The 25,663-nt window shown below is 67.8% G+C and carries 20 protein-coding genes; 15 read left to right on the top strand and 5 right to left on the bottom strand.

What is annotated here, in order from left to right:
• Positions 1-26 precede the first annotated feature (26 nt).
• The 12 genes from LN047_RS04910 (at position 27) to LN047_RS04855 (ending at position 13,610) form a co-directional block, all read left to right on the top strand.
• Positions 27-1,004, top strand: a complete 978-nt coding sequence (locus LN047_RS04910; protein WP_280148499.1) for a PDR/VanB family oxidoreductase — start codon at positions 27-29, stop codon at positions 1,002-1,004.
• A gap of 20 nt (positions 1,005-1,024) precedes the next feature.
• A complete protein-coding gene (locus LN047_RS04905) occupies positions 1,025-2,344 on the top strand; it encodes an aromatic ring-hydroxylating dioxygenase subunit alpha (RefSeq protein WP_373981239.1) in 1,320 nt (439 codons plus the stop codon).
• Complete coding sequence (locus LN047_RS04900; RefSeq protein WP_373981238.1) at positions 2,341-2,832, top strand: aromatic-ring-hydroxylating dioxygenase subunit beta; 492 nt, start codon at positions 2,341-2,343, stop codon at positions 2,830-2,832. The genes LN047_RS04905 and LN047_RS04900 overlap by 4 nt, the downstream gene beginning before the upstream one ends.
• Before the next feature lie 9 nt (positions 2,833-2,841).
• The gene (locus LN047_RS04895; protein WP_373981237.1) at positions 2,842-4,482 is read left to right on the top strand and encodes an AMP-binding protein; all 1,641 of its coding nucleotides are present in this window, start codon (positions 2,842-2,844) and stop codon (positions 4,480-4,482) included.
• Positions 4,479-5,648 (top strand): thiolase family protein, encoded by a 1,170-nt coding sequence (locus LN047_RS04890; protein ID WP_373981236.1) that lies wholly within the window; start codon positions 4,479-4,481, stop codon positions 5,646-5,648. Before LN047_RS04895 ends, LN047_RS04890 begins: the two co-directional genes overlap by 4 nt.
• The gene (locus LN047_RS04885) at positions 5,645-6,892 is read left to right on the top strand and encodes an SDR family NAD(P)-dependent oxidoreductase (protein WP_373981235.1); all 1,248 of its coding nucleotides are present in this window, start codon (positions 5,645-5,647) and stop codon (positions 6,890-6,892) included. The genes LN047_RS04890 and LN047_RS04885 overlap by 4 nt, the downstream gene beginning before the upstream one ends.
• A 106-nt stretch (positions 6,893-6,998) precedes the next feature.
• Positions 6,999-7,784: a cyclase family protein gene (locus LN047_RS04880; protein ID WP_373981234.1), complete on the top strand. Its 786-nt coding sequence runs from the start codon at positions 6,999-7,001 to the stop codon at positions 7,782-7,784.
• A 38-nt stretch (positions 7,785-7,822) separates the two neighbouring features.
• A complete protein-coding gene (locus tag LN047_RS04875; RefSeq protein WP_056321097.1) occupies positions 7,823-8,551 on the top strand; it encodes an SDR family NAD(P)-dependent oxidoreductase in 729 nt (242 codons plus the stop codon).
• A 162-nt stretch (positions 8,552-8,713) separates the two neighbouring features.
• Positions 8,714-9,865, top strand: a complete 1,152-nt coding sequence (locus LN047_RS04870; protein ID WP_062840328.1) for an ABC transporter substrate-binding protein — start codon at positions 8,714-8,716, stop codon at positions 9,863-9,865.
• Positions 9,866-10,030: 165 nt separating this feature from the next.
• The gene (locus LN047_RS04865) at positions 10,031-11,071 is read left to right on the top strand and encodes a branched-chain amino acid ABC transporter permease (RefSeq protein WP_063953265.1); all 1,041 of its coding nucleotides are present in this window, start codon (positions 10,031-10,033) and stop codon (positions 11,069-11,071) included.
• Positions 11,068-12,864 carry a branched-chain amino acid ABC transporter ATP-binding protein/permease gene (locus LN047_RS04860; RefSeq protein WP_152383536.1) on the top strand — a complete coding sequence of 599 codons (1,797 nt, stop codon included), beginning with the start codon at positions 11,068-11,070 and terminating at the stop codon, positions 12,862-12,864. The genes LN047_RS04865 and LN047_RS04860 overlap by 4 nt, the downstream gene beginning before the upstream one ends.
• Entirely contained in the window at positions 12,861-13,610 is a 750-nt protein-coding gene (locus LN047_RS04855; protein WP_062840326.1) for an ABC transporter ATP-binding protein, read from the top strand. The genes LN047_RS04860 and LN047_RS04855 overlap by 4 nt, the downstream gene beginning before the upstream one ends.
• Here the strand turns inward: LN047_RS04855 and LN047_RS04850 are convergent.
• Entirely contained in the window at positions 13,575-14,510 is a 936-nt protein-coding gene (locus LN047_RS04850) for a glycosyltransferase family A protein (RefSeq protein WP_056321085.1), read from the bottom strand. The two genes, LN047_RS04855 and LN047_RS04850, sit on opposite strands and share 36 nt — an antisense overlap.
• Before the next feature lie 223 nt (positions 14,511-14,733).
• Here LN047_RS04850 and LN047_RS04845 point away from each other — a divergent pair, with 223 nt between their 5' ends.
• The gene (locus tag LN047_RS04845) at positions 14,734-15,699 is read left to right on the top strand and encodes a LysR family transcriptional regulator (RefSeq protein WP_062840324.1); all 966 of its coding nucleotides are present in this window, start codon (positions 14,734-14,736) and stop codon (positions 15,697-15,699) included.
• Between the two features lie 99 nt (positions 15,700-15,798).
• Here the strand turns inward: LN047_RS04845 and LN047_RS04840 are convergent, their stop codons facing one another.
• From LN047_RS04840 to LN047_RS04825, 4 genes are all read right to left on the bottom strand, one after another.
• On the bottom strand, positions 15,799-15,927 hold the full coding sequence (locus tag LN047_RS04840) for a hypothetical protein (protein WP_006226408.1): 129 nt from the start codon (positions 15,925-15,927) through the stop codon (positions 15,799-15,801).
• A gap of 129 nt (positions 15,928-16,056) precedes the next feature.
• Positions 16,057-16,989 (bottom strand): sugar kinase, encoded by a 933-nt coding sequence (locus LN047_RS04835; protein ID WP_062840323.1) that lies wholly within the window; start codon positions 16,987-16,989, stop codon positions 16,057-16,059.
• Complete coding sequence (locus LN047_RS04830) at positions 16,982-17,632, bottom strand: bifunctional 4-hydroxy-2-oxoglutarate aldolase/2-dehydro-3-deoxy-phosphogluconate aldolase (RefSeq protein ID WP_062840322.1); 651 nt, start codon at positions 17,630-17,632, stop codon at positions 16,982-16,984. The genes LN047_RS04835 and LN047_RS04830 overlap by 8 nt, the downstream gene beginning before the upstream one ends.
• Positions 17,633-17,654: 22 nt before the next feature.
• Positions 17,655-18,440 (bottom strand): IclR family transcriptional regulator, encoded by a 786-nt coding sequence (locus LN047_RS04825; RefSeq protein ID WP_152383532.1) that lies wholly within the window; start codon positions 18,438-18,440, stop codon positions 17,655-17,657.
• A gap of 227 nt (positions 18,441-18,667) precedes the next feature.
• On the opposite strand from LN047_RS04825, the gene uvrA reads away from it, so the two are divergent.
• Together uvrA and LN047_RS04815 are read left to right on the top strand one after the other, a co-directional pair.
• Complete coding sequence (gene uvrA / locus LN047_RS04820; protein WP_373981233.1) at positions 18,668-24,463, top strand: excinuclease ABC subunit UvrA; 5,796 nt, start codon at positions 18,668-18,670, stop codon at positions 24,461-24,463.
• Positions 24,464-24,469: 6 nt separating this feature from the next.
• Positions 24,470-25,606, top strand: coding sequence for an aminodeoxychorismate synthase component I (locus LN047_RS04815; protein WP_373981232.1), 1,137 nt, complete (start codon positions 24,470-24,472; stop codon positions 25,604-25,606).
• Positions 25,607-25,663 lie beyond the last annotated feature (57 nt).

The following is a 25,663-nucleotide window of genomic DNA, read 5'->3' as shown; positions in this document are numbered from 1 at the left end:
GCCGCCAACAGACAGAGACAGATATCGTGCAGACACTCAAACTGATCGTCCGGGAAGTCCGGCAGGAATCGCCGCTGATTCGCTCGTTCCGGCTGGCGCGCGAAGACGGCGGCGCGCTGCCCGCCTTCGGCCCCGGCGCGCACCTGAAGGTGACGATCCCCAGCCTGCGCGACCCGCGCTGCTATTCGCTGGTGCAGATGGCGCCCGAGGCGGGACGCTTTGCCGAACCCGCCGAGTACCGTCTGGGCGTGCGGCTGGAAGAAACCAGCCAGGGCGGATCGCGCCACATGCACGCGCTGTCGGAGGGCGACGTGCTGACCGTGGAAGGCCCGAAGAACGACTTTCCGCTGCACGAATCGCCTGCCGGCGACGAGCCGGTCATTCTGATTGCGGGCGGCATCGGCATCACGCCGATTGCGTCCATGGCCGCCGCGCTCAAGTCCGCCGGCCGCGCGTTCCATCTGCATTACTGCGGCCGCAGCAAGGACCAGCTTGCCTTCCTGCCCGAGCTGCAGGCGCTGGCGGGCGGCGACCTGACGCTGCACGCCGACGACGATCCCGCGAGCCGGTTCGACCTGCAGGCGCTGCTGGCGTCGGCCACCCCGCGCCAGCACCTGTACGTCTGTGGCCCAAAGGGGCTGATCGACGCCGTCATCCAGGGCGCGCACGCGCGCCACTGGCCCGACGCCCACATCCATTTCGAGCTTTTCGCGACGGCCGCGCCCCAGGCCGGCGACCAGGCCTTCGAGGTCGAACTGCGCCAGTCCGGCCGCGTGCTGACGATTCCTGCCGACAAGACCATCGTCGAGGTCATGGAAGAAGAAGGCTGCGACCCGATGGTCGACTGCAAGCGCGGCGAATGCGGCGTGTGCCAGGCCACCGTGCTGGAAGGCGAGCCCGACCACCGCGACTATTACCTGTCCGACACCGAGAAGGCGAGCGGCAAGATCATCCAGATCTGCATCTCGCGCGCCAAGTCCGCGCGCCTGGTGCTGGACCTGTAGTCCCCGACTAGGAAGCGACCATGGGCAAATACCGCGACAATCCCGACGCCATCCGCGCGCTGCTCCGCGACACCGAGGTGCACAAGGACCTTTTCATCGACCAGGAACTGTTCGACCTGGAAATGGAACGCCTGTACGCCAACACCTGGGTCTATGTCGGCCATGACAGCCAGGTGCCCAACCCGGGCGACTACATCACCACCACCGTGGGCAACCAGCCGGTGGTGATGGTCCGCCACAGCGACAAAAGCGTGCGCGTGCTGCACAACCGCTGCCCGCACAAGGGCACCATGGTCGCGGGCGAGGCCTGCGGCAACACGGGCAAGTTCTTTCGCTGCCCTTATCACGCCTGGACGTTCAAGACGGACGGCAGCCTGCTGTCGATCCCGCTGAAAAAAGGCTACGAGAACACCGGCCTGGAAAACTGCGAAGCCAGCCAGGGCATGGCCGCCGTGAAAGACGTGCGCAACCATCGCGGCTTCGTCTTCTGCCGCCTGAACCCCGAGGGCCAGTCGTTCGAGGAATTCTTCGGCGATTCGCTTTCGACGCTGGACAACATGGTCGACCGCTCGCCCGAAGGCCGCCTTGAAGTCGCCGGCGGCGTGCTGCGCTACATGCACCGCTGCAACTGGAAGATGCTGGTCGACAACCAGACCGACACCTGCCATCCGATGGTCGCGCACGAATCCTCGGCGGGCACGGCGGTCAAGGTCTGGGAGCAGGCGCCCGAAGGCACGCCCAAGCCGATGGCGGTCGAGCTGTTCGCGCCGTTCATCTCGCCCTACGAGTTCTTCGAGAACATGGGCATCCGCGTCTGGGAAAACGGACACGGGCACACCGGGGTTTCCGACTCCATCCACGCCTCGTATTCCGGCATTCCGGGGTATTGGGACTCGATGGTGCAGGCCTACGGCGAAGACCGCGCCAAGGCGATCCTGGGCGACGTGCGCCACAACACGGTGTACTTCCCCAACATCATGGTCAAGGGGCCGATCCAGACGCTGCGGATCTTCAAGCCGATCGCCGCCGACCGCACGCTGGTGGAGTCCTGGACATTCCGCCTGGTGGGCGCGCCGGACCTGCTGCTGGAACGCACGCTCATGTACAACCGGCTCATCAACGCGCCGACGTCCGTGGTGGGCCACGACGACCTGGAAATGTACGAACGCGCCCAGGACGGCCTGCACTCGCGCGCACGCGACTGGGTCAACGTGGGACGGCTTTACGCGCCCGGCGAAGCGGACCAGAAGAACGTCGTCACCAATGGCACCAACGAATGGCAGATGCGCAACCAGTACCGCGCATGGGGCCGCCACATGACCGGATCGGAGTCGGTATGAGCGCAAGCGACCGCGAGTTGATCGATTTTGTCTATGCCGAGGCGCGCATGCTGGACGAGCTGCGTTTCGAGGAATGGCTGAACCTGTACACGGACGACGGCTATTACTGGATGCCGCTGGCGCACGGCCAGACCGATGCCAAGCTGCACGCCTCGCTGATGTACGAGGACAAGCTGCTGCTGCGCGTGCGCGTCGAGCGGCTGGCGGGCCAGCGCACGTTCTCGCAGCAGCCCAAGAGCCGCTGCCATCACCTGCTGCAGGCGCCCACGGTCGAGCATGACCATCCCGAATCGGCGCCTGCCGAAGGGCGGCACGTGGTGCGCACCGCCTTCCATTACGTCGAAACGCGGCAGGACACGCAGACCCTCTTTGCGGGCTGGGCCACGCATCACCTGCTGGAACAGGACGGCGCGCTGCGCATCCGCCTGAAACGCGTGGACCTCGTCAACTGCGACGCGGCCTTCGGCAACATCCAACTGTTCATGTAGGAGCGGACCGTGACCGCCACCGTCCACCAGGCCTTTGCCGACACCGCATCCCGCCACGGCGGCCAGCCATTCCTGTGCATCCTGCCCGAAACGGCGGATGCCTATGGGATCGAGGCCGGCGAACTGACCTACGGCAAGGCGGCCGACGCCATCGAGACGCTGCGCGCCGCGTATGAGAAGGCTGGCTATGGCCACGGCCACCGCGCCGGCCTGCTGCTGGAAAACCGGCCCGCGTTCTTCCTGCACTGGTTTGCGCTGAATGCGCTGGGCGTGTCCGTCGTGCCGATCAATCCGGACCTGCGCGCCGCCGAACTGGAGTATCTGGCCGGCCATTCCGAGATCGCGCTGGCGGTCGCGCTGCCGGGACGCCACGCGGACCTGCAGGCGGCAGCGGACCGGGCGGGCCGGGAACTGCGCGTGATGGGTCCGGACGACGCGCCGCCCACCGCGCCCTTCGCCGCGCCCCTGCAAGGCACGCCGCCTTCCGAACTGACCGAGTGCGCGCTGCTCTACACGTCCGGCACCACCGGCCGGCCCAAAGGCTGCATCCTGCCCAACCGCTATTTTCTGCATGCGGGCGGCTGGTACGCCCGCATCGGCGGCCTGGCCGCGCTGCGGCCCGGCCAGGAACGCATGCTGACGCCGCTGCCGCTGGTGCACATGAACGCCATGGCCTATTCCGCAATGGCGATGGTGCTGACGGGTGGCTGCCTGATCCCGCTGGATCGCTTTCACCCGCGCTCGTGGTGGGACAGCGTGCGCGAGTCGCGCGCCACCGTGCTGCACTACCTGGGCGTCATGCCCGCCATCCTGATGAAGGCCGAGCCTTCCCCGCAGGATCTGCAGCCGGCCATCCGCTTCGGCTTCGGCGCGGGCGTGGACCGCAAGCTGCATGCCACCTTCGAGGCGCGCTTCGGCTTCCCGCTGCTGGAGGCCTGGGCCATGACCGAGACCGGCGCGGGCGCCGTCATCATCGCCAACCGGGAACCGCGCCACGTCGGCACCAGCAGCTTCGGCAGCGAGGAAGCTGACGTCGAGGTGCGCATCGTGACCGACGCGGGCGATCCGGCCGCCATCGGCGAACCGGGCGAACTGCTGGTGCGCCATGCCGGGGAGGATCCGCGCTATGGCTTTTTTGCCGGCTACCTGAAGGACGACGCCGCCACCAACGAAGCCTGGGAAGGCGGCTGGTTCCACACCGGCGACATCGTGCGCCGCGAGGCCGACGGCGCCCTGCGCTTTGTCGACCGCAAGAAGAACGTCATCCGCCGCAGCGGCGAGAACATCTCGGCCGTGGAAGTGGAAAGCGTGCTGATGCAGCATCCGCTGGTGAAGGCCGTGGCGGTGGCCGCCGTGCCGGACGCCGTGCGCGGCGACGAGGTGCTGGCGTGCGTCGTGCCGGAAACGCTGCCCGCCGGCGCGGACGCCATGGCCGAAGCCGCGCGCAGCATCGTGCAATGGTCGCTGTCGCAGTTGGCGTACTACAAGGCGCCCGGGTATGTCGCGTTCGTGGACAGCCTGCCGCTCACCACCACCAACAAGATCCAGCGCGGCGAAATGAAGGCGCTGGCGCCCACCCTGCCGGGCACGGCGCGCTGCGTGGACACCTGCCACATGAAGAAGCGCCCGGCCGAGGGGACTCGCCCATGAGTCGCCTGGGCTACGACGGCGTCGTGGCGGCCCTGCCCGTCACCATTCCCTATGAACGCTATTCCACGCACGCCGCGCACTGGTGGCTGGGACGCGCGCTGGGCGCGCTGATCCGGCAATCCGGGCTGGCCAAGACCGACGTCGACGGCCTGTGCGTGTCCAGCTTCACGCTGGCGCCGGACACGGCGGTCGGTCTGGTCCAGCATCTGGGCATGACGCCGCGCTGGCTCGATCACATTCCGATGGGCGGGGCGAGCGGCGTGGCCGCGCTGCGCCGCGCCGCGCGCGCCGTGCAGGCGGGCGATGCCGACATCGTGGCCTGCCTGGCCGGCGACACCAACCACGTGGACTCGTTTCGCAACACGGTCAGCCAGTTCTCGCGCTTTGCGCAGGACGCCGTCTATCCGTATGGCGCCGGCGGCCCGAATGCGAGCTTTGCGCTGCTGACCGCCAATTACATGCGCCAGACCGGCGCCACGCGCGAGGACTTCGGCAAGCTCTGCGTGGCGCAACGCGACAACGCCCTGCGCTACCCGCACGCGCTGATGAAAAAGCCGCTGACGCTCGCCCAGTACCTGGACGCGCGCGTCATCACCGAACCGATCCACCTGTTCGACTGCGTCATGCCGTGCGCGGGCGCCGACGCGTTTCTGGTCATGCGCGAGGACCGCGCCCGCGCGCTGAACCTGCCTTATGCGCGCATCCTGTCCACCATCGAGCGCCACAACGCGTGGATCGACGATCCCATTCAGACCCGGGGCGGCTGGACGCTGGACATCGATGAACTGTATGGGCAGGCCAATGCCGGCCCCGCGGACATGGACTTCCTGCAGGCCTATGACGACTATCCCGTCATCAACCTGATTCAGATGGAAGACCTGGGGTTCTGCAAGAAAGGCGCCGCGCCGCAGTTCGTGCGGGACAACACCTTCACCGTGGACGGCAGCTTTCCGTTCAACACCAACGGCGGCCAGCTGTCGGTGGGCCAGGCCGGCGCGGCCGGCGGCTACCTGGGCATGGTCGAGGCGCTGCGCCAGTTGACGGGCACGGCCGGCGGCACGCAGGTGCGCGAGGCGCGCATGGGGCTGGTCAGCGGCTTCGGCATGATCAATTACGACCGCGGGCTGTGCACCGCCGCGGCCATCCTGGCAAGGAGCGACGCATGACCGAGCCGCTGGCCAAGCCGCCGCGCAAGAACCCCGTCGCCCGGACGCGGCAGCCCACGCTGCCGCCCGGCTCGCGTAGCCGCGCCGCGCTGGGCCTGACCGCCGCCGCCGCCGAGGGGCGTTTCGATCTGCAGACCTGCGCCGACTGCGGCACGGTGCAGTACCCGCCGCGCGAGGTGTGCGGCCATTGCCTGTCCGAGCACCTGCCCTGGCGGCCCGCCGACCCGAACGGCGTGCTGCTCGTCAGCACGACGCTGCATCACAGCAACGACCTGTACTTCCGCGAACGCCTGCCGTGGCGCGTGGGCACGGTGCGGATGGACGCCGGTCCCTCCGTCGTGGCGCACGTCCACCAGGACTGCGCCGACGGCGCGCGCGTGCGCCTGGCCCTGAAGCTGGACCGCAGCGGCCAGGCCGTGATGATCGCCCTGCCCGAAAGGAATACGCCGAACATGGAAGACGACAAGACACTGCGCGAGACCTCGTGCGATCCGAAGTTCCGCCGCGCGCTGGTCACCGACGGCAAGTCGGCCGTGGGCCAGGCCGTGGCGCGCGCGCTGCTCGATGCGGGCAGCCCGCTGGTCTTCCTGGGCGATCCGCAGGCGTGGCGGCGCGATGCCGCGTTCGACGCCCTGGCGGCGGACCCGCGCGTGCAGGCCGTGACGCTGGACGTGACCGACACCGATTCCGTGGAGCGCGTGGCCGCATCCATCGGCGGCAAGGTCGAGATCCTGGTCAACACGGCCGACCTGGAGCGCGAGGGCGGGCTGCTGAGCCGCAAGGACGTGAACACCGCGCGCGATGCCATGGACGTCAATGTGCTGGGGCTGATGCGGCTGGCGCAGAGCTTCGGCCCGGCGCTGTGCGGCCGCGCCGCCGACGGCGTGAACAGCGCCGCAGCGTGGGTCAACGTGCTGTCGATCTACGCGCACATGAACCTGCCGGCACGCGGCATGTGGTCGGCATCCAAGGCCGCCGCGCTGTCGCTGGCGCAATGCCTGCGCGCGGAAATGCGCGGCGCGGGCGTGCGGGTGGTGAACGTGTTTCCCGGCCCGGTCGATCACGAATGGGAACAACGCACCCCGCCCCCGCGTGTTGCGCCAGCGGCCATCGCCGCCGCCATCGTGCGCGCGCTGAAGGATGGCATCGAAGACGTGTACGTGGGCGACGTGGCGCAGGAATTCCGGGCGCGGCTGGCTGAGAACCCGAAGGGACTGGAACGGGAGCTGGGCGCGGGCGGCTGACCGCTGGATAACGCGGTGTCAGACACCTACGCAGCAGCAACGGGTGTCAGACACCTACGAAGCAAAGGGTGTCCGACACCCGCAGGAACCAACAGGAGAGCGCATCGTGAGTCAACCTATCCTTGCCCAGTTCATGACCGAGCTGGTCTCCGGGCGCATCCGCCTGGTGGACCTGACCGAAACGCTGACGCCGGAGTTTCCGACCATTGTGCTGCCGCCGGAATTCGGGCAGGCCTGGCCGTTCCGGATCGAGGAAATCTCGCGCTACGACGAGCGCGGTCCTGCCTGGTACTGGAACAACTTCTCGTGCTCGGAACACACCGGCACGCACTTCGACGCGCCCGCGCACTGGGTCACGGGCAAGGACCAGCCGGACAACACGGTGGACACCATTCCCGTCGACGCCTTCATCGCCAGCGCCTGCGTGATCGACTGTTCCGCCCAGGCGGCCGGCAACCCGGACTTCCTCCTGACCATCGACTTCGTCAAGAAATGGGAAGAACAGCACGGCCGCATTCCCGCGCGGTCCTGGGTGCTGATGCGCACCGACTGGTCCAAGCGCGCCAAGCCCGCCGACTACCTGAACATGCAGGCGGACGGCGCGCATTCGCCCGGCCCGGATGCAGAGGTCGTGCCGTGGCTCATCAAGGAACGCGACGTGCATGGGTTCGGCACCGAATCGGTGGGCACGGACGCCGGGCAAGCCCAGCATCTGGATCCGCCCTATCCCTGCCACTACTACATGCACGGCAACAACCGCTACGGCTTGCAGTGCCTGACCAACCTGGACCAGCTGCCGGCCACCGGCGCGGTGATCTTTTCGGCGCCGCTCAAGATCCGCAGCGGCTCGGGCAGCCCGCTGCGCGTGCTGGCGCTGGCGCCCACGGCCTGACGCCGTCCCGCCCACACCAATAATCAAAGGGGGAAACCATGACGCAAACCCATGTGGCCATCGTGACCGGCGGCAGCGCCGGCATCGGCGCGGAAATCTGCCGCAGCATGCTCGACGCGGGCTACGAGGTGATCTCGATGGCGCGCCGCGCGGCGGATTTCTCGCATCCGCGGCTGCACAACGTGCAGGTGGACCTGCTGGACGCCGCCGCCACCGCGCAGGCGGGTGCCGACGTCGCCGCGAAGTTTCCGGTCAGCCACGTTATCCACAACGCCGGCGTGATCTGGCCGAACCTGCTGCCGCAGGTCACGCAGGAAGAACTGCATGGCTTGACGCAGATCCACCTGGGCGCGGCGATCAGCCTGGTCCAGGCCGCCCTGCCCGGCATGCAGGAACGCAAGTTCGGCCGCATCGTGATGATGTCCTCGCGCGGCGCGCTGGGCCTGCCCACGCGCACCGCCTACTCGGCCACCAAGGCCGGCATGATCGGCATGGCGCGCACCTGGTCGCTGGAACTGGCGCCTTACGGCATCACGGTCAATGTGGTGGCGCCCGGCCCCATCCAGACCGACATGTTCTACGAAGTGATCGAAGCCGGCAGCGAACGCGAACGGCAGCTTGCCGAGGGCATCCCGGTCAAGCGGCTGGGCCGTTCGGACGACGTGGCGCGCGCCGTCATGTTCTTTGCCGATCCTGCCAACAGCTTCGTGACCGGCCAGACGCTGTTCGTCTGCGGCGGCGCGAGCGTCAGCTCAATCACCATCTGACCGTCGCTTCGGGTTTTGACGGATAGGTAAGCACCGGGACCCGGGTCTACAGTGCTGATCCTTGAAGGTAAGAAACTTTAAGCAACAAGTATTTCCGCAGTTCCCGTTTTCTCCGCTTTCCAGCCGCACTCCCACTCTGCTCCCTACCCCGGAGGTTTTGCCATGCTGTCGAAGAAACTCCCCCTGGCCGCCGTCGCTGCCGTCGCCGCCCTGTTCGCCCTGCCCGCCCTGGCCCAAGTCAAGGTCGGCGTGGTCACCTCGTCCACCGGCCCCACCGCGCTGGTCGGGATTCCGCAAAAGAACACGGTGCCGCTGCTGCCCAAGAAGATCGGCGACCTGACCGTGGAATACATCTCGCTGGATGACGCCAGCGACTCGACCAACTCGGTCACGGCCTTCAAGAAACTGATCACGGAGCAGAACGTGGACGCGCTGATCGGCCCGTCGGGTTCGCCCAACGCCATGGGCGTGATCCAGTTCGCCGCCGAGGCCGGCGTGCCGATGCTGGCGCCGGTGGGCACCGCCGCGGTGGTGCTGCCGATGAACGACCAGAAGAAGTGGGTGTTCAAGACCACGCAGAACGACGACATCATCGCGCGCGCGCTGGTGGACCACATGGCCAAGACCGGCATCAAGACCGTCGGCTTCATCGGCCTGAACGACCCGTACGGCGAGAACTGGTACAAGGTTTTCTCGGGACTGGCCGCGGAAAAGGGCATCAAGATCACCGCCAACGAACGCTACCTGCGCTTTGACAGCTCGGTCACGGGCCAGGCGCTGAAGATCCTGTCGGCCAAGCCGGACGCCGTGCTGGTGGCCGCGCCGGGCGCCGCCAGCGTGCTGCCGCAGACGACGCTGTTCGACCAGGGCTACAAGGGCAAGTTCTACCAGACCCACGGCGCCGCGCTGCCCGACTTCCTGAAGTTGGGCGGCAAGAAAGTCGAAGGCACCGTGCTGGCCGCCAGCCTGATGCTGGTGCTGCCCGAAATGCCGGACAGCAATCCGTCCAAGAAGGTCGCCGCCGACTACATCGCCGCCTACGAAAAGCTCAACGGCTCCAAGCCCGCCACCTTCGGCGCCAACGTCTACGACGCCGGCCTGCTGCTGGAGAAGGCCGTGCCGATCGCCGAGAAGGCCGGCAAGCCGGGCACCAAGGAGTTCCGCAGCGCGCTGCGCGATGCGCTGGAGCAAACCAAGGAGCTGGTCGGCACGCAAGGCGTCTACAACATGAGCGCCGCCGACCACAGCGGCTTTGACGAACGCGGCCGCGAACTCATCACCGTCAAGGACGGCAACTGGACGCTAGTCAAGTAAAAGGATCTCCCCCCACGCTCACATGCGATGCGGGCGTCGCCAGAAAGCAGGCTCTGCGCGTCCCATCGGGATGCCGCGGATCCGGGCTCCGCCGGTCCGCAGGCATGCCCCCTGGGGGGAAGCGCGCAGCGCTTCGGGGGGGACATCCGCTTATTGGAATTCTGTATGAATGCTCAGATTGCCTTGATACTCGGGCAGGACGGCATCACCAACGGCGCCATCTACGCGCTCTTGGCGTTGTCCATCCTGCTCGTCTTCACCGTCACCCGCGTCCTGTTCATCCCGCAGGGCGAGTTCGTCGCCTTCGGCGCGCTGACCATGGCCGCGATGCAGGCCGGCAAGCCCATCCTGCTGGTGTGGCTGCTGCTTGCGTTCGCGCTGGCCGAGGCTGCGGCCGACCTGATGGCGCGCCGCAAACGGCCCGCCCGGCGCGGCGCCCATTGGCGCATGGCGGCCAAGGTGATCTATCCGCTGGCGCTCGCGCTGCTGCTGTACCGCCTGCCGCTGGCGCAGTTGCCGATGGCCGTGCAGGCGCTTCTGACCTTGCTGCTGCTGGTGCCGATGGGACCGCAGCTCTATCGCCTGTTCTATCAGCCGATCGCGTCGGCCTCGACGCTGGTGCTGCTGATCGTATCCATCGCGGTCCACCTGGCGCTCGTCGGCCTGGGGCTGCTGGCCTTCGGCGCGGAAGGCGCGCGCACGGCGCCCTTCAGCGACGCCAGCCTGACGCTGGGTCCGGTCAACGTGAACAGCCAGGCGCTGTGGGTCGTGGCGGTGTCGGTGGTGCTGATCGTCGTGCTGTACCAGTTCTTTGAACGCTCGATGTACGGCAAGGCGCTGCGCGCCGCGGCGTTCAACCGGATCGGCGCGCGCCTGATGGGCATCTCGCCCGTGTTCGCGGGCAAGGCCACGTTCTTTCTGGCGGCGCTGATCGGCACCGTGTCCGGCATTCTCATCGCGCCGATCACGACCATGTATTTCGATTCGGGCTTCATGGTCAGCCTGAAGGGCTTCGTCGGCGCCATCATCGGCGGGCTGGTGAGCTACCCGCTGGCCGCGGCGGGCGCGGTGCTGGTCGGCCTGATCGAAGCGTTCTCGTCGTTCTGGGCCAGCGCCTACAAGGAGATCATCGTGTTCACGCTGATCATCCCCGTGCTGCTCTGGCGTTCACTCAACAGCCATCACGTCGAGGAAGAAGACGAATGACCCCGCGCCACATCCTCCTCGCCTTCCTGGCTCTGCTGGCGCTCGGCCCCCTGGTGCTGCCGCCTTTCTACGTGACGCTGCTGAACTACATCGGCCTGTATGCGCTGGTGGCGCTGGGCCTGGTGCTGCTGACCGGTGTCGGCGGCCTGACCAGCTTCGGGCAGGCCGCCTTCGTGGGCGTGGGCGCCTACACGACAGCGCTCCTGACCACCCGCGCGGACACGCTGCCCGCGTGGCTGGGCTGGCTGGGCGCGTCGCCCTGGCTCACGCTGCTGGCCGGCCTGGCCCTGACGCTGGCGCTTGCGTACCTGCTGGGCGCCATTACGCTGAAACTGTCCGGCCACTTCCTGCCGCTGGGCACCATCGCCTGGGGCCTGTCGCTGTATTTCGTGTTCGGCTCCGTCGAAGGTCTGGGCGGCCACACCGGCATTCCCGACATTCCGGCCATCAGCCTGTTCGGCTGGACGCTCAACCAGGGCGGCAACATCTACTACCTGATCTGGGCCTTCCTGCTCGTCGCCATCTGGTCCACGCAGAACCTCCTGGACTCGCGCGAAGGCCGCGCGATCCGCGCGCTCAAGGGCGGACGCGTGATGGCCGAATCGATGGGCGTGGACACGGCGCGCTCGCGCATGGTGATCTTCGTCATCGCGGCCTTGCAGGCCTGCGCGTCGGGCTGGCTGTACGCGCACATGCAGCGCTTCGTGAACCCCAATCCCTTCGGCCTGCAGATGGGCATCGAGTACCTGTTCATGACCGTCATCGGCGGCGCCGGGCAGGTGTGGGGCGCGCTGGTGGGCGCGGGCGTCTTCACGGTGCTCAAGCAATGGCTGCAGGACCTCTTGCCCAAGGTACTGGGCCAGACCGGCAACTTCGAAGTGATCGTATTCGGCTTCGGCATGGTGCTGCTGCTGCACCGCGCCCGCAGCGGCCTGTGGCCCGTGCTGACGCGCTGGGTGCCGGTCAAGCGCAAGCCGCGCACGGTCGACATGACCGCCGAGCCGCTGCCCCGCCGCACCATGCCGCCGCGCGGCGAGGTGGTGCTCAAAGCCGTGGACGTGACCCGCAAGTTCGGCGGCCTGGTCGCCAACAACGCCATGAACCTGGAGATCCGCGCGGGCGAAGTGCTGGCGCTGATCGGCCCCAACGGCGCGGGCAAAAGCACGATGTTCAACCAGATATCCGGCGTGGACACGCCGACCTCGGGACAGGTCACGCTGCTGGGCCAGCCGGTGGCCGGCGTGGGCGCGCGCAAGATCGCGCGCCTGGGGCTGTCGCGCACCTTCCAGCACGTGCGGCTGCTGGGCCGCATGAGCGTGCTGGAAAACGTGGCCATCGGCGCGCACCTGCGCGGGCATCGCGGCGTGTTGCCGGCTGCCTGGCGGCTGGACCGTCCGGAAGAAGCCCGTCTGCTGGCCGAAGCCGCGCGCCAGGTCGAGCGCGTGGGACTGGGCAAGCATCTGCACGACGAGGCCGGCTCGCTGGCGTTGGGTCAGCAGCGCATCCTGGAAATCGCGCGCGCCCTGGCCTCGGACCCGTGCATCCTGCTGCTGGACGAACCTGCGGCGGGCCTGCGCTACCAGGAAAAATGCGAGCTGGCCGAATTGCTGAAACGCCTGCGCGCCGAGGGCATGGCCATCCTGCTCGTCGAGCACGACATGGATTTCGTGATGGGTCTGGTGGATCGCGTGGTGGTCATGGACTTCGGCGAAAAGATTGCCGAAGGCCTGCCGGCCGAGATCCAGCAGAATCCCGCAGTGCTTGAAGCGTATCTGGGCGGAGTGGAAGAATGAGCGCAAAACTGCTGCAAGTGCGCGACCTGCGTGTGGCCTATGACAAGGTCGAGGCGGTCTCGGGCGTCAGTTTGGAAGTGGGCGAAGGCCAGATCGTCACCGTGATCGGTCCCAACGGCGCGGGCAAGACCACGCTGCTGTCGGCCATCATGGGCGTGCTGCCGTCGCAGGGCGGCATCGTCTTTGGCGGCAAGACGCAAGCGCACGCCGAGATCGAGGAAATGGTCGCCGCCGGCATGAACCTGGTGCCGGAAAAGCGCGAGCTCTTTGCCGAGATGACGGTCGAGGACAACCTGATGCTGGGCGCTTTCGACCGCTATCGCCGCGGCCTGCGCGACCAGGACCAGACGCTGGCCGAGGTCTATGACCTGTTTCCCCGGCTGCGCGAACGGCGGGTCCAACTGGCCGGCACGCTGTCCGGCGGCGAGCGCCAGATGCTGGCGGTGGGCCGCGCGCTGATGGCCAAGCCCCGCCTGTTGATGCTGGACGAACCCAGCCTGGGGCTTGCGCCGCGCATCGTGCGCGAGGTCTTTCGCATCGTGGCGCGGCTGCGCGAGATGGGCGTGTCCATCCTGCTGATCGAACAGAACGCGCGCGCCGCGCTGCAAGTGGCCGATTACGCCTACGTGCTGGAAACCGGCGCCGTCACGCTGGAAGGCCCCGCGGCCGACGTGGCGCAGGATCCGCGCGTGGTGGAGGTCTATCTGGGATTAGGCCACGCCGCGCCGCCGGTCGCGGCGGTATAGCGCGTAGCCCAGCGGGTACATGACGGCCACGAGGAACGTCGCGACCGGATGGGTAAGGCGGTAAGCCTGGACGGCCGTGGGCACGCCTGAATGTTTCAGGTGCAGCCTGAAGCGCGTGTAGCGCGCCGCGGCCATCATGAATTCGCGCGGACGGTAGCGGAAGAATTCCAGGTGATGCTGCAGCATGTCCCAGGCCAGCAGATACAGGCCCTGGGCGTTGTTCGCCACCGATACCGCCCCCTGGCTCAGCCCGCCGGGCGTGTCGTGATACGTGCGCACGACGCGGTTGATGAAGCGGCTTAGATAGCCGGCGCGGGCGACGGCCCACCACACCAGGCTTTCGGGCACGAAGCCCGCCACGTCCTCGGGAAACGGATACTTGCGCAGGATGTCGGTGCGCATACAGCCGAATTTCTCGCCCTTGATGCGATAGCGGAAATACACGTCCACCGCCGTGCTGTCGAAGACATCCTGCGGGTAGCGGTCGCCCACGATGCTGCCGTCGGGCCGCGCGCACAGGCCGGTGATGGCGAAGTACGAGTCGCGGCGCGCGGGCGGAATCGCGTTCCAGGCTTCATGGAAGATGGCCAGCGCGTCGGGGGGCATCTCGTCGTCGCTGTCCAGACCAACGATCATCTGGCCGCGCGCCTCGCGCACGCCACGGTTGAAAGCGGTCTTCTTGTGCTGGTTGTTCTGCCAGACATAGCGGATCGGAAAATCCGCCAGCGACTGCCAGTGCAGGATGGACTCGTGCGTGTTGTCGGTGGAGCCATCGTCCACGACGACCCATTCGAAATCCCGGAAAGTCTGCCGGCAGAGCGATTCGTAGACGCGGTGCAGGGTCCCTGCCCGGTTGTAGGTCGGCGTCAGAACAGTGAAAAAAATCGGTGTATCGGTCATGCCTGCTGTGCCCCTTGCGATCTTCCAGAAACCGCTGCGGTCTTGGTTCTTATGATTTCGCCTGAAGTGTAGGGGATATGCCTGCGCCAACCGATGGCACGTCTTTGGAATTTGCAATCAAATCTGACAAACCGTGCGGTTTTTTTTGAGACCGCGCCCGGCCGCGGCCGTTGGGGCGCGCAGCGGACTGGCGTAAACTCGGGCGGCCCAATTCGGAACGCCTATGGAAGCCTCGCCCGTCCAGCTCAATGACATCGCCTTGTTCGTCGAGGTGGCCAAGCGCAAGAGCTTCAGCCAGGCAGCGCGCGCGCTGGAGATGCCGACGTCCACGCTTTCCCGCCGGATCAACGAACTGGAGCGCGCCATCGGCCTGCGGCTCATCAACCGCAACACGCGCCGGCTCGATCTGACGGATGCGGGCGCGGCCTACATGCGCCGTTGCCAAGGCCTCATCGACGAAGCCCGCCTGGCGCACGAGCAGCTGCTCTCGCTGTCGGGCGGCCCGTCGGGCAATCTGCGCGTGTCCATGCCCTATAGCCTGGCCATCTGGCTGCTGCCCGAGACCATCAGCGATTTCACCGATCGCTATCCCGACGTGGAGTGCGAGTTCGACCTGAGCATGATGACGGCATCGGACGCGCAGGGCACGCCATTCGACGTGGTGCTGCGGTTTGGCCGCGAGGCCGACTACCCGGGCGCCTCCGCCGGCAATGGCAACGGCAACGGCACGCCGCATCGCGCCATCGAAGGCGCCGTGGTGCAGGAGCTGGTTTCGCTGGAAACGCACCTGTATGCGTCCGACCGCTATATAGAACGTCATGGCACGCCGCAGACGCCGGCCGACCTGTCGCAGCATCAATGCCTGCGCACGACGATCGACGAGGAGCACTCGTACTGGACGTTGAACAACGGCGCGATCTCGCAGCGCGTCGCGGTCACGGGTCACCTGGCCGCCAACAACATGAGCATCGCCGGCACGCTGGCCGGCCTGGACCTGGCCATCACGCGGATGCCGCACTGCCATGCCCTGGAGCCCATCATCCAGCGCAATTCGCTGCGGCGGGTGCTGCCGGGCTGGTCGGTGGACCCGATCTCGATCTACGTGGTGTACCCGTCCAGCATTCAGCCGGCCAAGACCCGCGCATTCATGGATTTCATCCGGCCCAAGCTCGGCCCCCCGCAAGGCTGACGCGCCGCGCAGACGAAAAAAAACCGCAAGGCTCGCGCCCTGCGGTTTTTTTTGATCGGGCCCGGCAGGTTTTGACGACCACCGGGCCAGACACGTCATTTAGACGCGCTTGATCTTTTCCAGCATCTTGAACACACCCTTGGGCGACTTGACGAACAAGCGCTTGAAAGCCTTGCCCAGGCAACGGCGTTCCAGGGTGTTACGACGCACGCGTTTGCGTTCAGCCATGTTGATTTCTCCTGTTGAATTCGCGGAAATTGGCCCGCACAACCGGAAATCGGGCTGGCGGAAAAAAATTCGGATAACTTGGCATTTTAGCCTGAAATCCGGAAAGGACGCCAACCGGCCGGTTTTTGGCTAGGTTGAAGCGGCTTTCAGCCGTTCCCAGACCTGCTCGGCCCGCGGCAGCGGATCGACCGCGCCATAGCCCAGGGTGGACAGCGCCGCCGCCGCATTGGCGTAGCGCACGGCGTCTTCCCAGGCGTCGCCCTGGCAACGGCGCGCCAGCAGGCTGCCGGCAAAGCAATCCCCGGCGCCCGTCGCATCGACGGCCTGCACGCGCAGCGCCGGCATCGGGGTGCGGGTGTGGCCGTCGTCGATGATGGAGCCGTCCTTGCCCAGCTTGAGCACCACCACGCCCGGCGCGCCGCCATCGCGGATCCAGTCCAGCGTGCGCTCCGGGTCGTCGTTGCCGGTGAGATGCTGCATGTCGTCCATGCTGGGCAGAAACACGTCCGCGGCGCGCATCGCCTCGCGCAGGATGGCGCGGGCCCGGTCCACGGGCCACAGGCGCAGCCGCAGGTTCGAATCCAGGCTGACCTGCACGCCGGCGGCATGCGCCCGCGCGATGGCCGCAAACGCCGTGTCGCAGGCCGTGGTGCTGATGGCCATGCTGATGCCCGAGACGTGCAGGAACCGGGCGCGTTCGATCAGGCCGGCATCCAGGCTGGCGGGCGTCATCAGGCTGGCGGCCGACCCGCGCCGCAGATAGCTGAAGGCGTGGCCGTCCGGCCCGTGCTGCACGAAATACAGGCCGGTGTGGGCATCGTCGTCGACCTCGACGCCGGTGGTGTCCACGCCCTCGGCCTGCCACAGGTCCAGGAACTGCTTGCCGAAGGCGTCATTGCCGACCCGGGTCAGATACGCGCAGCGCGCGCCCTGCCGGGCCGCCGCGATGACCGCGTTGGAGGTGTCGCCCCCGAACCCCTGCAGGTATTGCCGCTGGCCCTTGTGCGTCTGGTTCAGTTCGACCAGCGGCTCGCCCAGCGCCACGATATCGAAATCAGCCATGGGCGGCCTCGCGTGTCTGGGTGATCTGCGCCACCAGCGCGGCGGTGTCGCGCGACGCGAAGGCGGCCTTGTCGTAGAGATTGCTGCCGATGCCCACGAGCCCCGCGCCCGCGGCGAAGTACGTGCCCATGTTTTCCTGCGTGATGCCGCCCGTGGGGCAGAAGATCGTGTCCGGAAACACCGACTTCAGCGCGGCCAGGTGCTTGGGGCCGCCCGTGTCGGCCGGAAACACCTTCACCACGTCCACGCCCGCGCGGCGCGCGGCCAGGACTTCGGTCGGGGTAAAGGCGCCCAGCATGCACAGCGCGTCGGCGGCGTGGGCCATGTCCACGATCTCGTGCGCCAGGGCGGGCGACACCAGGAAGTCCGCGCCCGCCACCAGCGCCTCGCGCGCCTGGGATTCGTCCAGCACCGTCCCCACGCCCAGCAGCAGGCTGGCGCCGTGCTTGTCGCGCAGGGCGCGCACCAGGTCGGTGACGTTGGGGATCGTCCAGGTCAGTTCCAGCGTGGTGCAGCCGGCCGAGACCGCGACTTCCGCCGCATAGGCAGCGGCGGCCGCGTCGGTGTAGCGCAGCACGGGCACGACGCGGGCAGCCAGCAGGGCGGCGAGCTTGGAGGCGATGGGAGCAGCGGTTGCGGTCATGGATTTCCTCTGGAGCGAGCGATCAGTTGCCGCCGGACGATACCGGCAGGACGGCGAGTTTGGCCGCGGCGGCGTCGCGCAGCCGCAGCAAGGGGTCGATATAGGCGGCCTGCGGGTCGCCGGCCCGGCGGAACAGCAGCGTGCTGACGCTGACGCCCGCGACCGGCCGGCCAGCGCCGTCGCACAGCGCGACGCCGTAGCAGACGATGCCGGGTTCGTTTTCCTCGTTGTCGATAGCGTAGCCCTGCTCGGCCGCCGCGCCCAGCGCCTCGCGCAACGCGGGCAGGCTGGTCAGCGTGGCGGGCAGCCGGGACGACAGCGGCAGATCCTGCAGCAGGCGTTCCCGCGAGGCCTCATCCAGCGCGGCCAGGTAGGCCTTGCCGACGGCGCTGGAATGCAGCGCCACGGACGCCCCCACGCGCGACACCATGCGCACGGGGCCGGGGCTTTCCAGCTTGTCGATGTAGATCATTTCGTGGCCGGCGGGAACGGCCAGATGGACCGTTTCGCCGGTCTGGTCGCGCAGCGCCTGGAGTTCCGGCGCCAGCGCGGCGCGCAGGTCGAACTGGGACCAGGCCTTGCTGGCCAGCGACATCAGGCGCGTGCCCAGGCGATAGGCGCCCCCGCTTTCCGCGACCATTCCCTGCTCGGCAAGCGCCGCCAGGATGCGGTAGACGGTGGGGCGGGGATAGCCGCAGGTGCGGGCCAGCACGGGGGCCGTCGGCGGCTGCGGCGCATCGGCCACCGCTTGCAGCACCGCCATGAATTTGCCGAACGCCGCCGCGCCGGCCACCTTGGATTCCTGCACACACGTCCCCAAATAAAGGCGATAGCCCAGGCAGATGCGCAACGCGACCAGCGCGATTTTCAGACGAATCTGCGATACTGTTTATTTGTACAGCTACTGAGGCGCCGTGTGTCCACATTATGGACTGACGCCTCACAATATAGTCAATTATTCCATATCGACGCGCCCGGAACCAGCGATGGGTCGCCGCGCCGGCATGCTCCCTTCGTCAGGCTACGATACCGTCCATGAGCTCCCATATCCGCATCGTTGGCGCCCGCCAGAACAATCTCAAGAACCTGGATCTGACCATCGCCACCGGCGAACTGGTCGTCGTCACCGGGGTGTCGGGGTCCGGCAAAAGTTCGCTGGCTTTCGACACCCTGTACGCCGAGGGGCAGCGGCGTTACGTGGAAACCTTCTCGCCCTATGCGCGCCAGTTCCTGGACCGCATGGACAAGCCGCAGGTGGACCGCATCGAAGGCATCCTGCCGGCCATCGCCATCGACCAGACCAATCCGGTGCGCAGCTCGCGCAGCACGGTCGGCACGATGACCGAACTGAACGATCACCTGAAGCTCTTGTTCGCGCGCGGCGCCAAGCTCTATTGCCGCGGTTGCGGCAAGCTGGTGCGGCGCGACACGCCCGAATCCGTCTATCACTCGCTGGCCGAGCGCGCCGCGCAGGCGGGCGATCCGCGCCTGGTCGTGACGTTCCCGATCGCCGTGCCGGCCAACTTCACCGAAGACGAAGTGCGCGGCTTCCTTGAGCAGCAGGGTTACACCCGCGTGCACGCCGAGGAAACCGCCGTGCCGCGCGCCGCCGCCCCCGCCAAGGGCGCCAAGAAGGCCAAGACCACGAAGACCGCCAAGGCCGCCACCGAGGAACGCCGCATCCTGCACGTCATCCAGGATCGCTTCCGCTTTGCCGGCACCGAGCGCGAACGCATCATGGAAGCGCTGGACACGGCGCTGCGCATGGGCGCCGGCCACATCGCCGTCTACGTCATGGATGCCGATGGCGGCAACGCGCATATCTGGAAGTACAGCGACCGGCTGCACTGCGCCGACTGCGACATCGAATACACCGACCCGCTGCCCAGCAGCTTCTCGTTCAACTCGCCGCTGGGCGCCTGCGAGGCCTGCCGCGGCTTTGGCCGCGTCATCGGCATCGACTTCGGCCTGGTCATCCCCGACGAGAAAAAGACCCTGCTCGAAGGCGCCATCAAGCCGTGGACCACGCCGTCCTACAAGGAATGCCAGGACGACCTGCAAAAGTACGCGCCGCGCGCGGGCGTGCCGCTGGGCGTGCCCTGGAAGGACATGAGCGACGAGCACAAGCGCTGGGTCCTGTACGGCACCCCTGACTGGAAGGGCGGCAACGACGCCTGGAAGCACCAGTGGTACGGCGTGCAGCGCTTCTTCGACTGGCTGGAAACCAAGGCCTACAAGATGCACGTGCGCGTGCTGCTGTCCAAGTACCGCAGCTACACGCCCTGCCCTACCTGCAACGGCGCGCGCCTGAAGCCCGACGCCCTGCTCTGGCGCCTGGGCAACAAGGAGGAAGCCGACGCCGTGCTGCCGCCCGAAGACGGCCGCTACAAGCGCTTCATGCCCGTCGGCACCACCTGGAGCCGCGAACAGCTCAACGGCCTGGACGGGCTGTGCCTGCACGACGTGATGCTGCTGCCGATCGAACGCGTTCGTAAATTCTTCGACACGCTGTCGTTCTCGGGCGCGCTGGACGCCGCCACCGACCTGCTCATGACCGAGGTGCGCGCGCGTCTGAAGTTCCTGTGCGACGTGGGGCTGGGCTATCTGACGCTGGACCGTCAGAGCCGCACGCTGTCCGGCGGCGAGGTCCAGCGGATCAACCTGACCACGGCGCTGGGCACCTCGCTGGTGAACACGCTGTTCGTGCTGGACGAGCCCTCCATCGGCCTGCACCCGCGCGACATGCACCGCGTGGTGGAGGTCATGCACCGCCTGCGCAACGCCGGCAACACGCTGGTCGTCGTGGAACACGATCCGCAGGTCATGGTGGCCGCGGACCGCATCATCGACATCGGCCCCGGCCCCGGCGAACGCGGCGGCCGCATCGTCTTCGACGGCACGCCCGCGCAACTGCGCGCCGCGCCCTCGCTGACGGGCGACTACCTGGGCGGCCGCCTGCGCGTGGAAGCGCCGCGCCCGATGCCGGTGGCGGCCAACACGCCGCGCCTGCTGCTAGAAGGCGTCAATGCGCACAACCTGAAGAACGTGTCGGTCGAGCTGCCGCTCGGCCGCCTGGTCTGCGTGACCGGCGTGTCCGGCTCGGGCAAGTCCACGCTGGTGCAGGACGTGCTCTACCCCGCGCTGCTCAAGCAGAAGGGCAAGCCGTCGGAAGCGCCGGGCGCGTTCGACCGCCTGCTGGGCGCCGAGCAGATTGCCGACGTGGTCATGGTGGACCAGACGCCCATCGGCAAGACCGCGCGCTCCAATCCGGCCAGCTACGTCGGCGCGTTCGACGCCATCCGCAAGCTGTTTGCCCAGGCCCCGCTGGCGCGCGAGCGCGCCTACACCGCCGGCACGTTCAGCTTCAACGGCGGCGACGGCCGCTGCCCGACCTGCGGGGGCACCGGGTTCGAACACGTCGAAATGCAGTTCCTGTCCGACGTCTACCTGCGCTGTCCGGATTGCGACGGCAAGCGCTTCCGCCCCGAAGTCCTGGAAGTGCGCGTCGAGCACCTGGGCAAGAGCGCGTCCATCGACGAAGTGCTGGAAATGACGGTCAGCGAGGCGCTGGACTTCTTCAAGGGTCTGCGCGACGTGCAGACGGGTCTTGCGCCGCTGGCCGACGTGGGCCTGGAATACGTGCGGCTGGGCCAGCCCGTGCCGACCCTGTCGGGCGGCGAGGCGCAGCGCCTGAAGCTGGCCGGCCACCTGGCCGAGGCGGCGCGCAGCGGCATCTCCACCGCCAAGGTCGCCAAGAAGGGCAGCCTGTTCCTGTTCGACGAGCCCACCACCGGCCTGCACTTTGACGACGTGGCGCGCCTGATGCGCGCATTCCGCAAGCTGCTGGCCGCGGGCCATACGTTGCTCGTCATCGAACACAACCTGGACGTGATCCGCGCGGCCGACTGGCTGATCGACCTGGGACCGGAAGGCGGCGACGCCGGCGGCCTGGTCATGGGCACCGGCACGCCGCAGGACCTGATGGACAACCCCAAGTCGCACACGGGCGCCGCCCTGCGCGACTACGAGGTCAGCATCCTGCCGGCCGACGCCGTCGCCGGCGGCGCGGCCGACGTGGTGGTCAGCAGCGACGCCGACGCGCAGATAGCCGAGCAGGCGGGCCTGACCGCGCGCATCGCCGAGCCGCAAGCCGAATACGGCGCGGGCGTGGGCACGCCGCTGCAATCCTTGGTGCGCGAACGCCGCCAGGGCAGCATGGCCATCGAGATCCGCAATGCGCGCGAACACAACCTGAAGAACATCAGCGTCGAGATCCCGCACGACAAGTTCACGGTCATCACGGGCGTGTCGGGCTCGGGCAAGTCCACGCTGGCGTTCGACATCCTGTTCAACGAAGGCCAGCGGCGCTATCTGGAATCCCTGAACGCCTACGCGCGCGCCATCGTGCAGCCGGCGGGCAAGCCGGACGTGGACGCCATCTTCGGCATCCCGCCCACCGTGGCGATCGAACAGCGCACCAGCCGCGGCGGCCGCAAGTCCACTGTGGCCACGATGACGGAAATCCACCACTTCCTGCGCCTACTCTACGTGAAGCTGGGCACGCAGTACTGCCCGGACTGCAACGTGGCGGTCGAGCCGCAGAACACCGACCAGATCGTGGCGCGCCTCTTGCGCGAGCACAAGGGCGTGCACATCGGCCTCCTGGCGCCGCTAGTCACCGCGCGCAAGGGTTACTACACGGACCTGGCCAAATGGGCCGGCTCAAAAGGCCATTCCCACCTGCGCGTGGACGGCGAATTCATTCCCGTGGCCCCGTGGCCGCGCCTGGATCGCTACAAGGAACACACGATCGAACTGCCGGTAGCGGACGTGGTTGTGGACCCGGCCAACGAGGCCGAGCTGCGCGCGGCCGTCAAGAGCGCGCTGGAAAACGGCCAGGGCGTGATGTCGGTGGTGTGGCCGGTCAACAAGCTGCACGAGGCGCTGAACAGCGAACTGCAGCAGCAGCACTTCTCGGTCAAGCGCGCGTGCCCGTCCTGCGGCACCAGCTTCCCCGAACCCGATCCGCGCCTTTTCTCGTACAACTCCAAGCACGGCTGGTGCACGGGCTGCTACGGCACGGGCCTGCAATTGCAGGGCTTTGACGAAGAACAGACCGGCGAGGAAACCGCCTGGAACGCGTGGTACGAAGGCGAGGCCAAGACCTGCACGCAGTGCGACGGCCAGCGGCTGAACCGCGTGGCGCGCGCCGTGCGCTGGCGCGACAAGTCGATTGCCGAACTGGCCTCGCTGCCGGTGTCGGACGCGCACACCTTTTTCACCGGCCTGGTGGCGCGTGGCCGCGAAGGCGAGATCGCCCGGGACATCCTGGCCGAGATCCGGGGCCGCCTGAACTTCATGCAGGAAGTCGGCCTGAACTACCTGGCGCTGGACCGCGCCGCGCCCACGCTGTCCGGCGGCGAGGCGCAGCGCATCCGGCTGGCCGCGCAGCTGGGCTCCAACCTGCAGGGCGTCTGCTACGTGCTGGACGAACCCACCATCGGCCTGCATCCGCGCGACAACCGCATCCTGCTGGACGCGCTGGCGCGCCTGGAAGGCAACGGCAACACGCTGGTGGTGGTCGAGCACGATGACGACACCATCCGCCGCGCCTCGCACGTCATCGACATCGGGCCGGGCGCGGGCATCCGCGGCGGCCGCGTGGTGGCGCAAGGCACGGTGCAGGACGTGATCGACGCGCCCGAATCCGTGACCGGCCGCTACCTGAAGACGCCGCTGGCGCATCCGCTGCAGGGCCGCCGTCCGGTCGAGGCCGACACGCCCATGATCGAGATCCGTGGCGCGCGCCTGCACAACCTGCGCAGCGTGGACGCGCGCATTCCGGTGGGCCGCCTGAGCGTGGTGACCGGCGTGTCCGGCTCGGGCAAGTCCACGCTGGCGCGCGAGGTCCTGCTGGACAACCTGACCCAGGCCGTCTCGCAGGGCAAGGCCCCCGGCTGGGCGGGCTGCGAAAGCATCAAGGGCTGGGAAGCCATCGACCGCGTGCTGGAAGTGGACCAGACGCCCATCGGCAAGACGCCGCGTTCGTGCCCGGCCACCTACGTGGGCTTCTGGGACGACGTGCGCAAGCAGTTCGCCGACACCCGCGAGGCCCGCATGCGCGGCTGGACGGCGGCGCGCTTTTCGTTCAACACCGGCGACGGCCGCTGCCCGATCTGCGAAGGCCAGGGCATGCGCACCATCGAAATGAACTTCCTGCCCGACGTGAAGGTGCCGTGCGACGCCTGCAACGGCGCGCGCTTCAACAACGACACGCTCAGCGTGCAGATGCGCGGCAAGAACGCCGGCGATCTGCTGTCCATGGAAGTGGACGACGCCATCGGCTACTTCGCGGCGCATCCCAAGATCCATCGTCCGCTGCAGCTGATGCAGGACGTGGGGCTGGGCTACCTGACGCTGGGCCAGCCATCGCCCACCCTTTCTGGCGGCGAGGCGCAGCGCATCAAGCTGGTGACCGAGCTGTCCAAGGCCCGCCTGACCGATGGGCTGATCAAGACCGGCCGCGCCTCGCGCATCCCCCACACGCTGTACGTGCTGGACGAGCCGACGGTCGGCCTGTCGATGGCGGACGTCGAAAAGCTGATCCACGTGCTGCACCGCCTGGTCGAGGCGGGCAACACGGTGGTGGTGATCGAACACAACCTGGACGTGATCGCCGAGGCCGACTGGCTGCTGGACCTGGGTCCCGAGGGCGGCACGGGCGGCGGCCAGCTGGTGGGCGAAGGCTCGCCCGAGCACGTGATGACGCTGGCCGACCATTCCCATACGGGCCGCGTCCTGACGGAGTTCCTTGCGCAACAACAGCCGTAAGCCATCATGGATTGTCGTTTTGAAGACCGGCTGGCCGGGCGCGCCCTGCGCCTGGACGGCTTTCGCGCCCGGATCGAAGCGCGCTCGGCCGCCGAGGTCGCGCCCGCGCTGGCCGCCATCGAGGCCGCGCGGCGTGAAGGCCGCTGGATCGCGCTGTTGCTGGATTACGAGCTGGGCGAATGGCTGCTGCCCGAGGCCACCCGGCCCGCCCCGGCCGGCCCCTGGACGCCGCCGCGCGAAGACGGGCCGCCCCGCCTGACCGCGCTGGTGTTCGACCGCAAGATCGACGAGACGCCGTGGGCAGCACCAGCCCCCGACGCGCCGGCCGCGTCCATCAGCCTGCCCGCGCCGCGCATGACCGAAGCCGCCTACGTGCGCCAGATCGACGCCATCCGCGGCCTGATCCAGGACGGCGAGCTGTATCAGGTCAATTTCACGCAGCCGCTCGACGTCGGCTTTCAGGGCGACCCGGCCACGCTGTACCGCCGCATCGCGGCGCGCAATCCGGTCGCCCATGGCGCCTACATCCAGGACGGCGCTCGCACGGTGCTGTCGTTTTCGCCCGAGCTTTTCGTCCGGCGCGACGGCGCCCGGCTGACAACCCGGCCCATGAAAGGCACCGCGCCCCGCCATCCCGACCCGGCCGAAGACGAACGCCTGGGCCAGGAACTGCTGGCCAGCGACAAGAACCGCGCCGAAAACCTGATGATCGTGGACCTGCTGCGCAACGACCTGGGCCGCCTGGCCGAGCCCGGATCGGTCAAGGTCGACGCGCTCTTTTCGCTGGAGCGCTACCCCACGGTCTGGACCATGACGTCCACCGTATCGGCCACCGCGCCGCACGCCACGCTGTCGGACGTGCTGCACGCCCTGTTTCCCTGCGGGTCGATCACGGGCGCCCCGAAAGTCGCGGCCATGCGCCGCATCCGCCAGATGGAAACCGCCCCGCGCGGCCTGTATTGCGGCAGCATCGGCTGGCTGGCCCCGGATGGCGATTTTTCGTTGAACGTCGCGATCCGCACCCTGGTCCTGGACCAGCACGGCCACGGCGTCTACAGCGTCGGCGGCGGCATCGTTTACGATTCGGACCCCGCCGGCGAATGGCAGGAATGCCACTGGAAAGCCCGCATCCTGCGCGCCTGACAGCGCAAACCTCACGGCCGGTAGTAGCATAGAGCGCGGCTTGGCCCGGCCATGACC

It is taken from the genome of Achromobacter sp. JD417 (assembly GCF_041879325.1).
GTDB classification, from domain to species: Bacteria; Pseudomonadota; Gammaproteobacteria; order Burkholderiales; family Burkholderiaceae_B; genus Achromobacter; species Achromobacter mucicolens.
This window is presented reverse-complemented; position numbering and strand designations above follow the sequence as displayed.

Excerpts from the sequence above, each read along its gene's own strand:
- LN047_RS04905 (WP_373981239.1), top strand. The coding sequence starts at position 1,025 with ATGGGCAAATACCGCGACAATCCCGACGCCATCCGCGCGCTGCTCCGC.
- LN047_RS04900 (WP_373981238.1), top strand. The coding sequence starts at position 2,341 with ATGAGCGCAAGCGACCGCGAGTTGATCGATTTTGTCTATGCCGAGGCG.
- LN047_RS04890 (WP_373981236.1), top strand. The coding sequence starts at position 4,479 with ATGAGTCGCCTGGGCTACGACGGCGTCGTGGCGGCCCTGCCCGTCACC.
- LN047_RS04885 (WP_373981235.1), top strand. The coding sequence starts at position 5,645 with ATGACCGAGCCGCTGGCCAAGCCGCCGCGCAAGAACCCCGTCGCCCGG.
- LN047_RS04875 (WP_056321097.1), top strand. The coding sequence starts at position 7,823 with ATGACGCAAACCCATGTGGCCATCGTGACCGGCGGCAGCGCCGGCATC.
- LN047_RS04870 (WP_062840328.1), top strand. The coding sequence starts at position 8,714 with ATGCTGTCGAAGAAACTCCCCCTGGCCGCCGTCGCTGCCGTCGCCGCC.
- LN047_RS04865 (WP_063953265.1), top strand. The coding sequence starts at position 10,031 with ATGAATGCTCAGATTGCCTTGATACTCGGGCAGGACGGCATCACCAAC.
- LN047_RS04860 (WP_152383536.1), top strand. The coding sequence starts at position 11,068 with ATGACCCCGCGCCACATCCTCCTCGCCTTCCTGGCTCTGCTGGCGCTC.
- LN047_RS04855 (WP_062840326.1), top strand. The coding sequence starts at position 12,861 with ATGAGCGCAAAACTGCTGCAAGTGCGCGACCTGCGTGTGGCCTATGAC.
- LN047_RS04850 (WP_056321085.1), bottom strand. The coding sequence starts at position 14,510 with ATGACCGATACACCGATTTTTTTCACTGTTCTGACGCCGACCTACAAC.
- LN047_RS04845 (WP_062840324.1), top strand. The coding sequence starts at position 14,734 with ATGGAAGCCTCGCCCGTCCAGCTCAATGACATCGCCTTGTTCGTCGAG.
- LN047_RS04840 (WP_006226408.1), bottom strand. The coding sequence starts at position 15,927 with ATGGCTGAACGCAAACGCGTGCGTCGTAACACCCTGGAACGCCGTTGC.
- LN047_RS04835 (WP_062840323.1), bottom strand. The coding sequence starts at position 16,989 with ATGGCTGATTTCGATATCGTGGCGCTGGGCGAGCCGCTGGTCGAACTG.
- LN047_RS04830 (WP_062840322.1), bottom strand. The coding sequence starts at position 17,632 with ATGACCGCAACCGCTGCTCCCATCGCCTCCAAGCTCGCCGCCCTGCTG.
- uvrA (WP_373981233.1), top strand. The coding sequence starts at position 18,668 with ATGAGCTCCCATATCCGCATCGTTGGCGCCCGCCAGAACAATCTCAAG.
- LN047_RS04815 (WP_373981232.1), top strand. The coding sequence starts at position 24,470 with ATGGATTGTCGTTTTGAAGACCGGCTGGCCGGGCGCGCCCTGCGCCTG.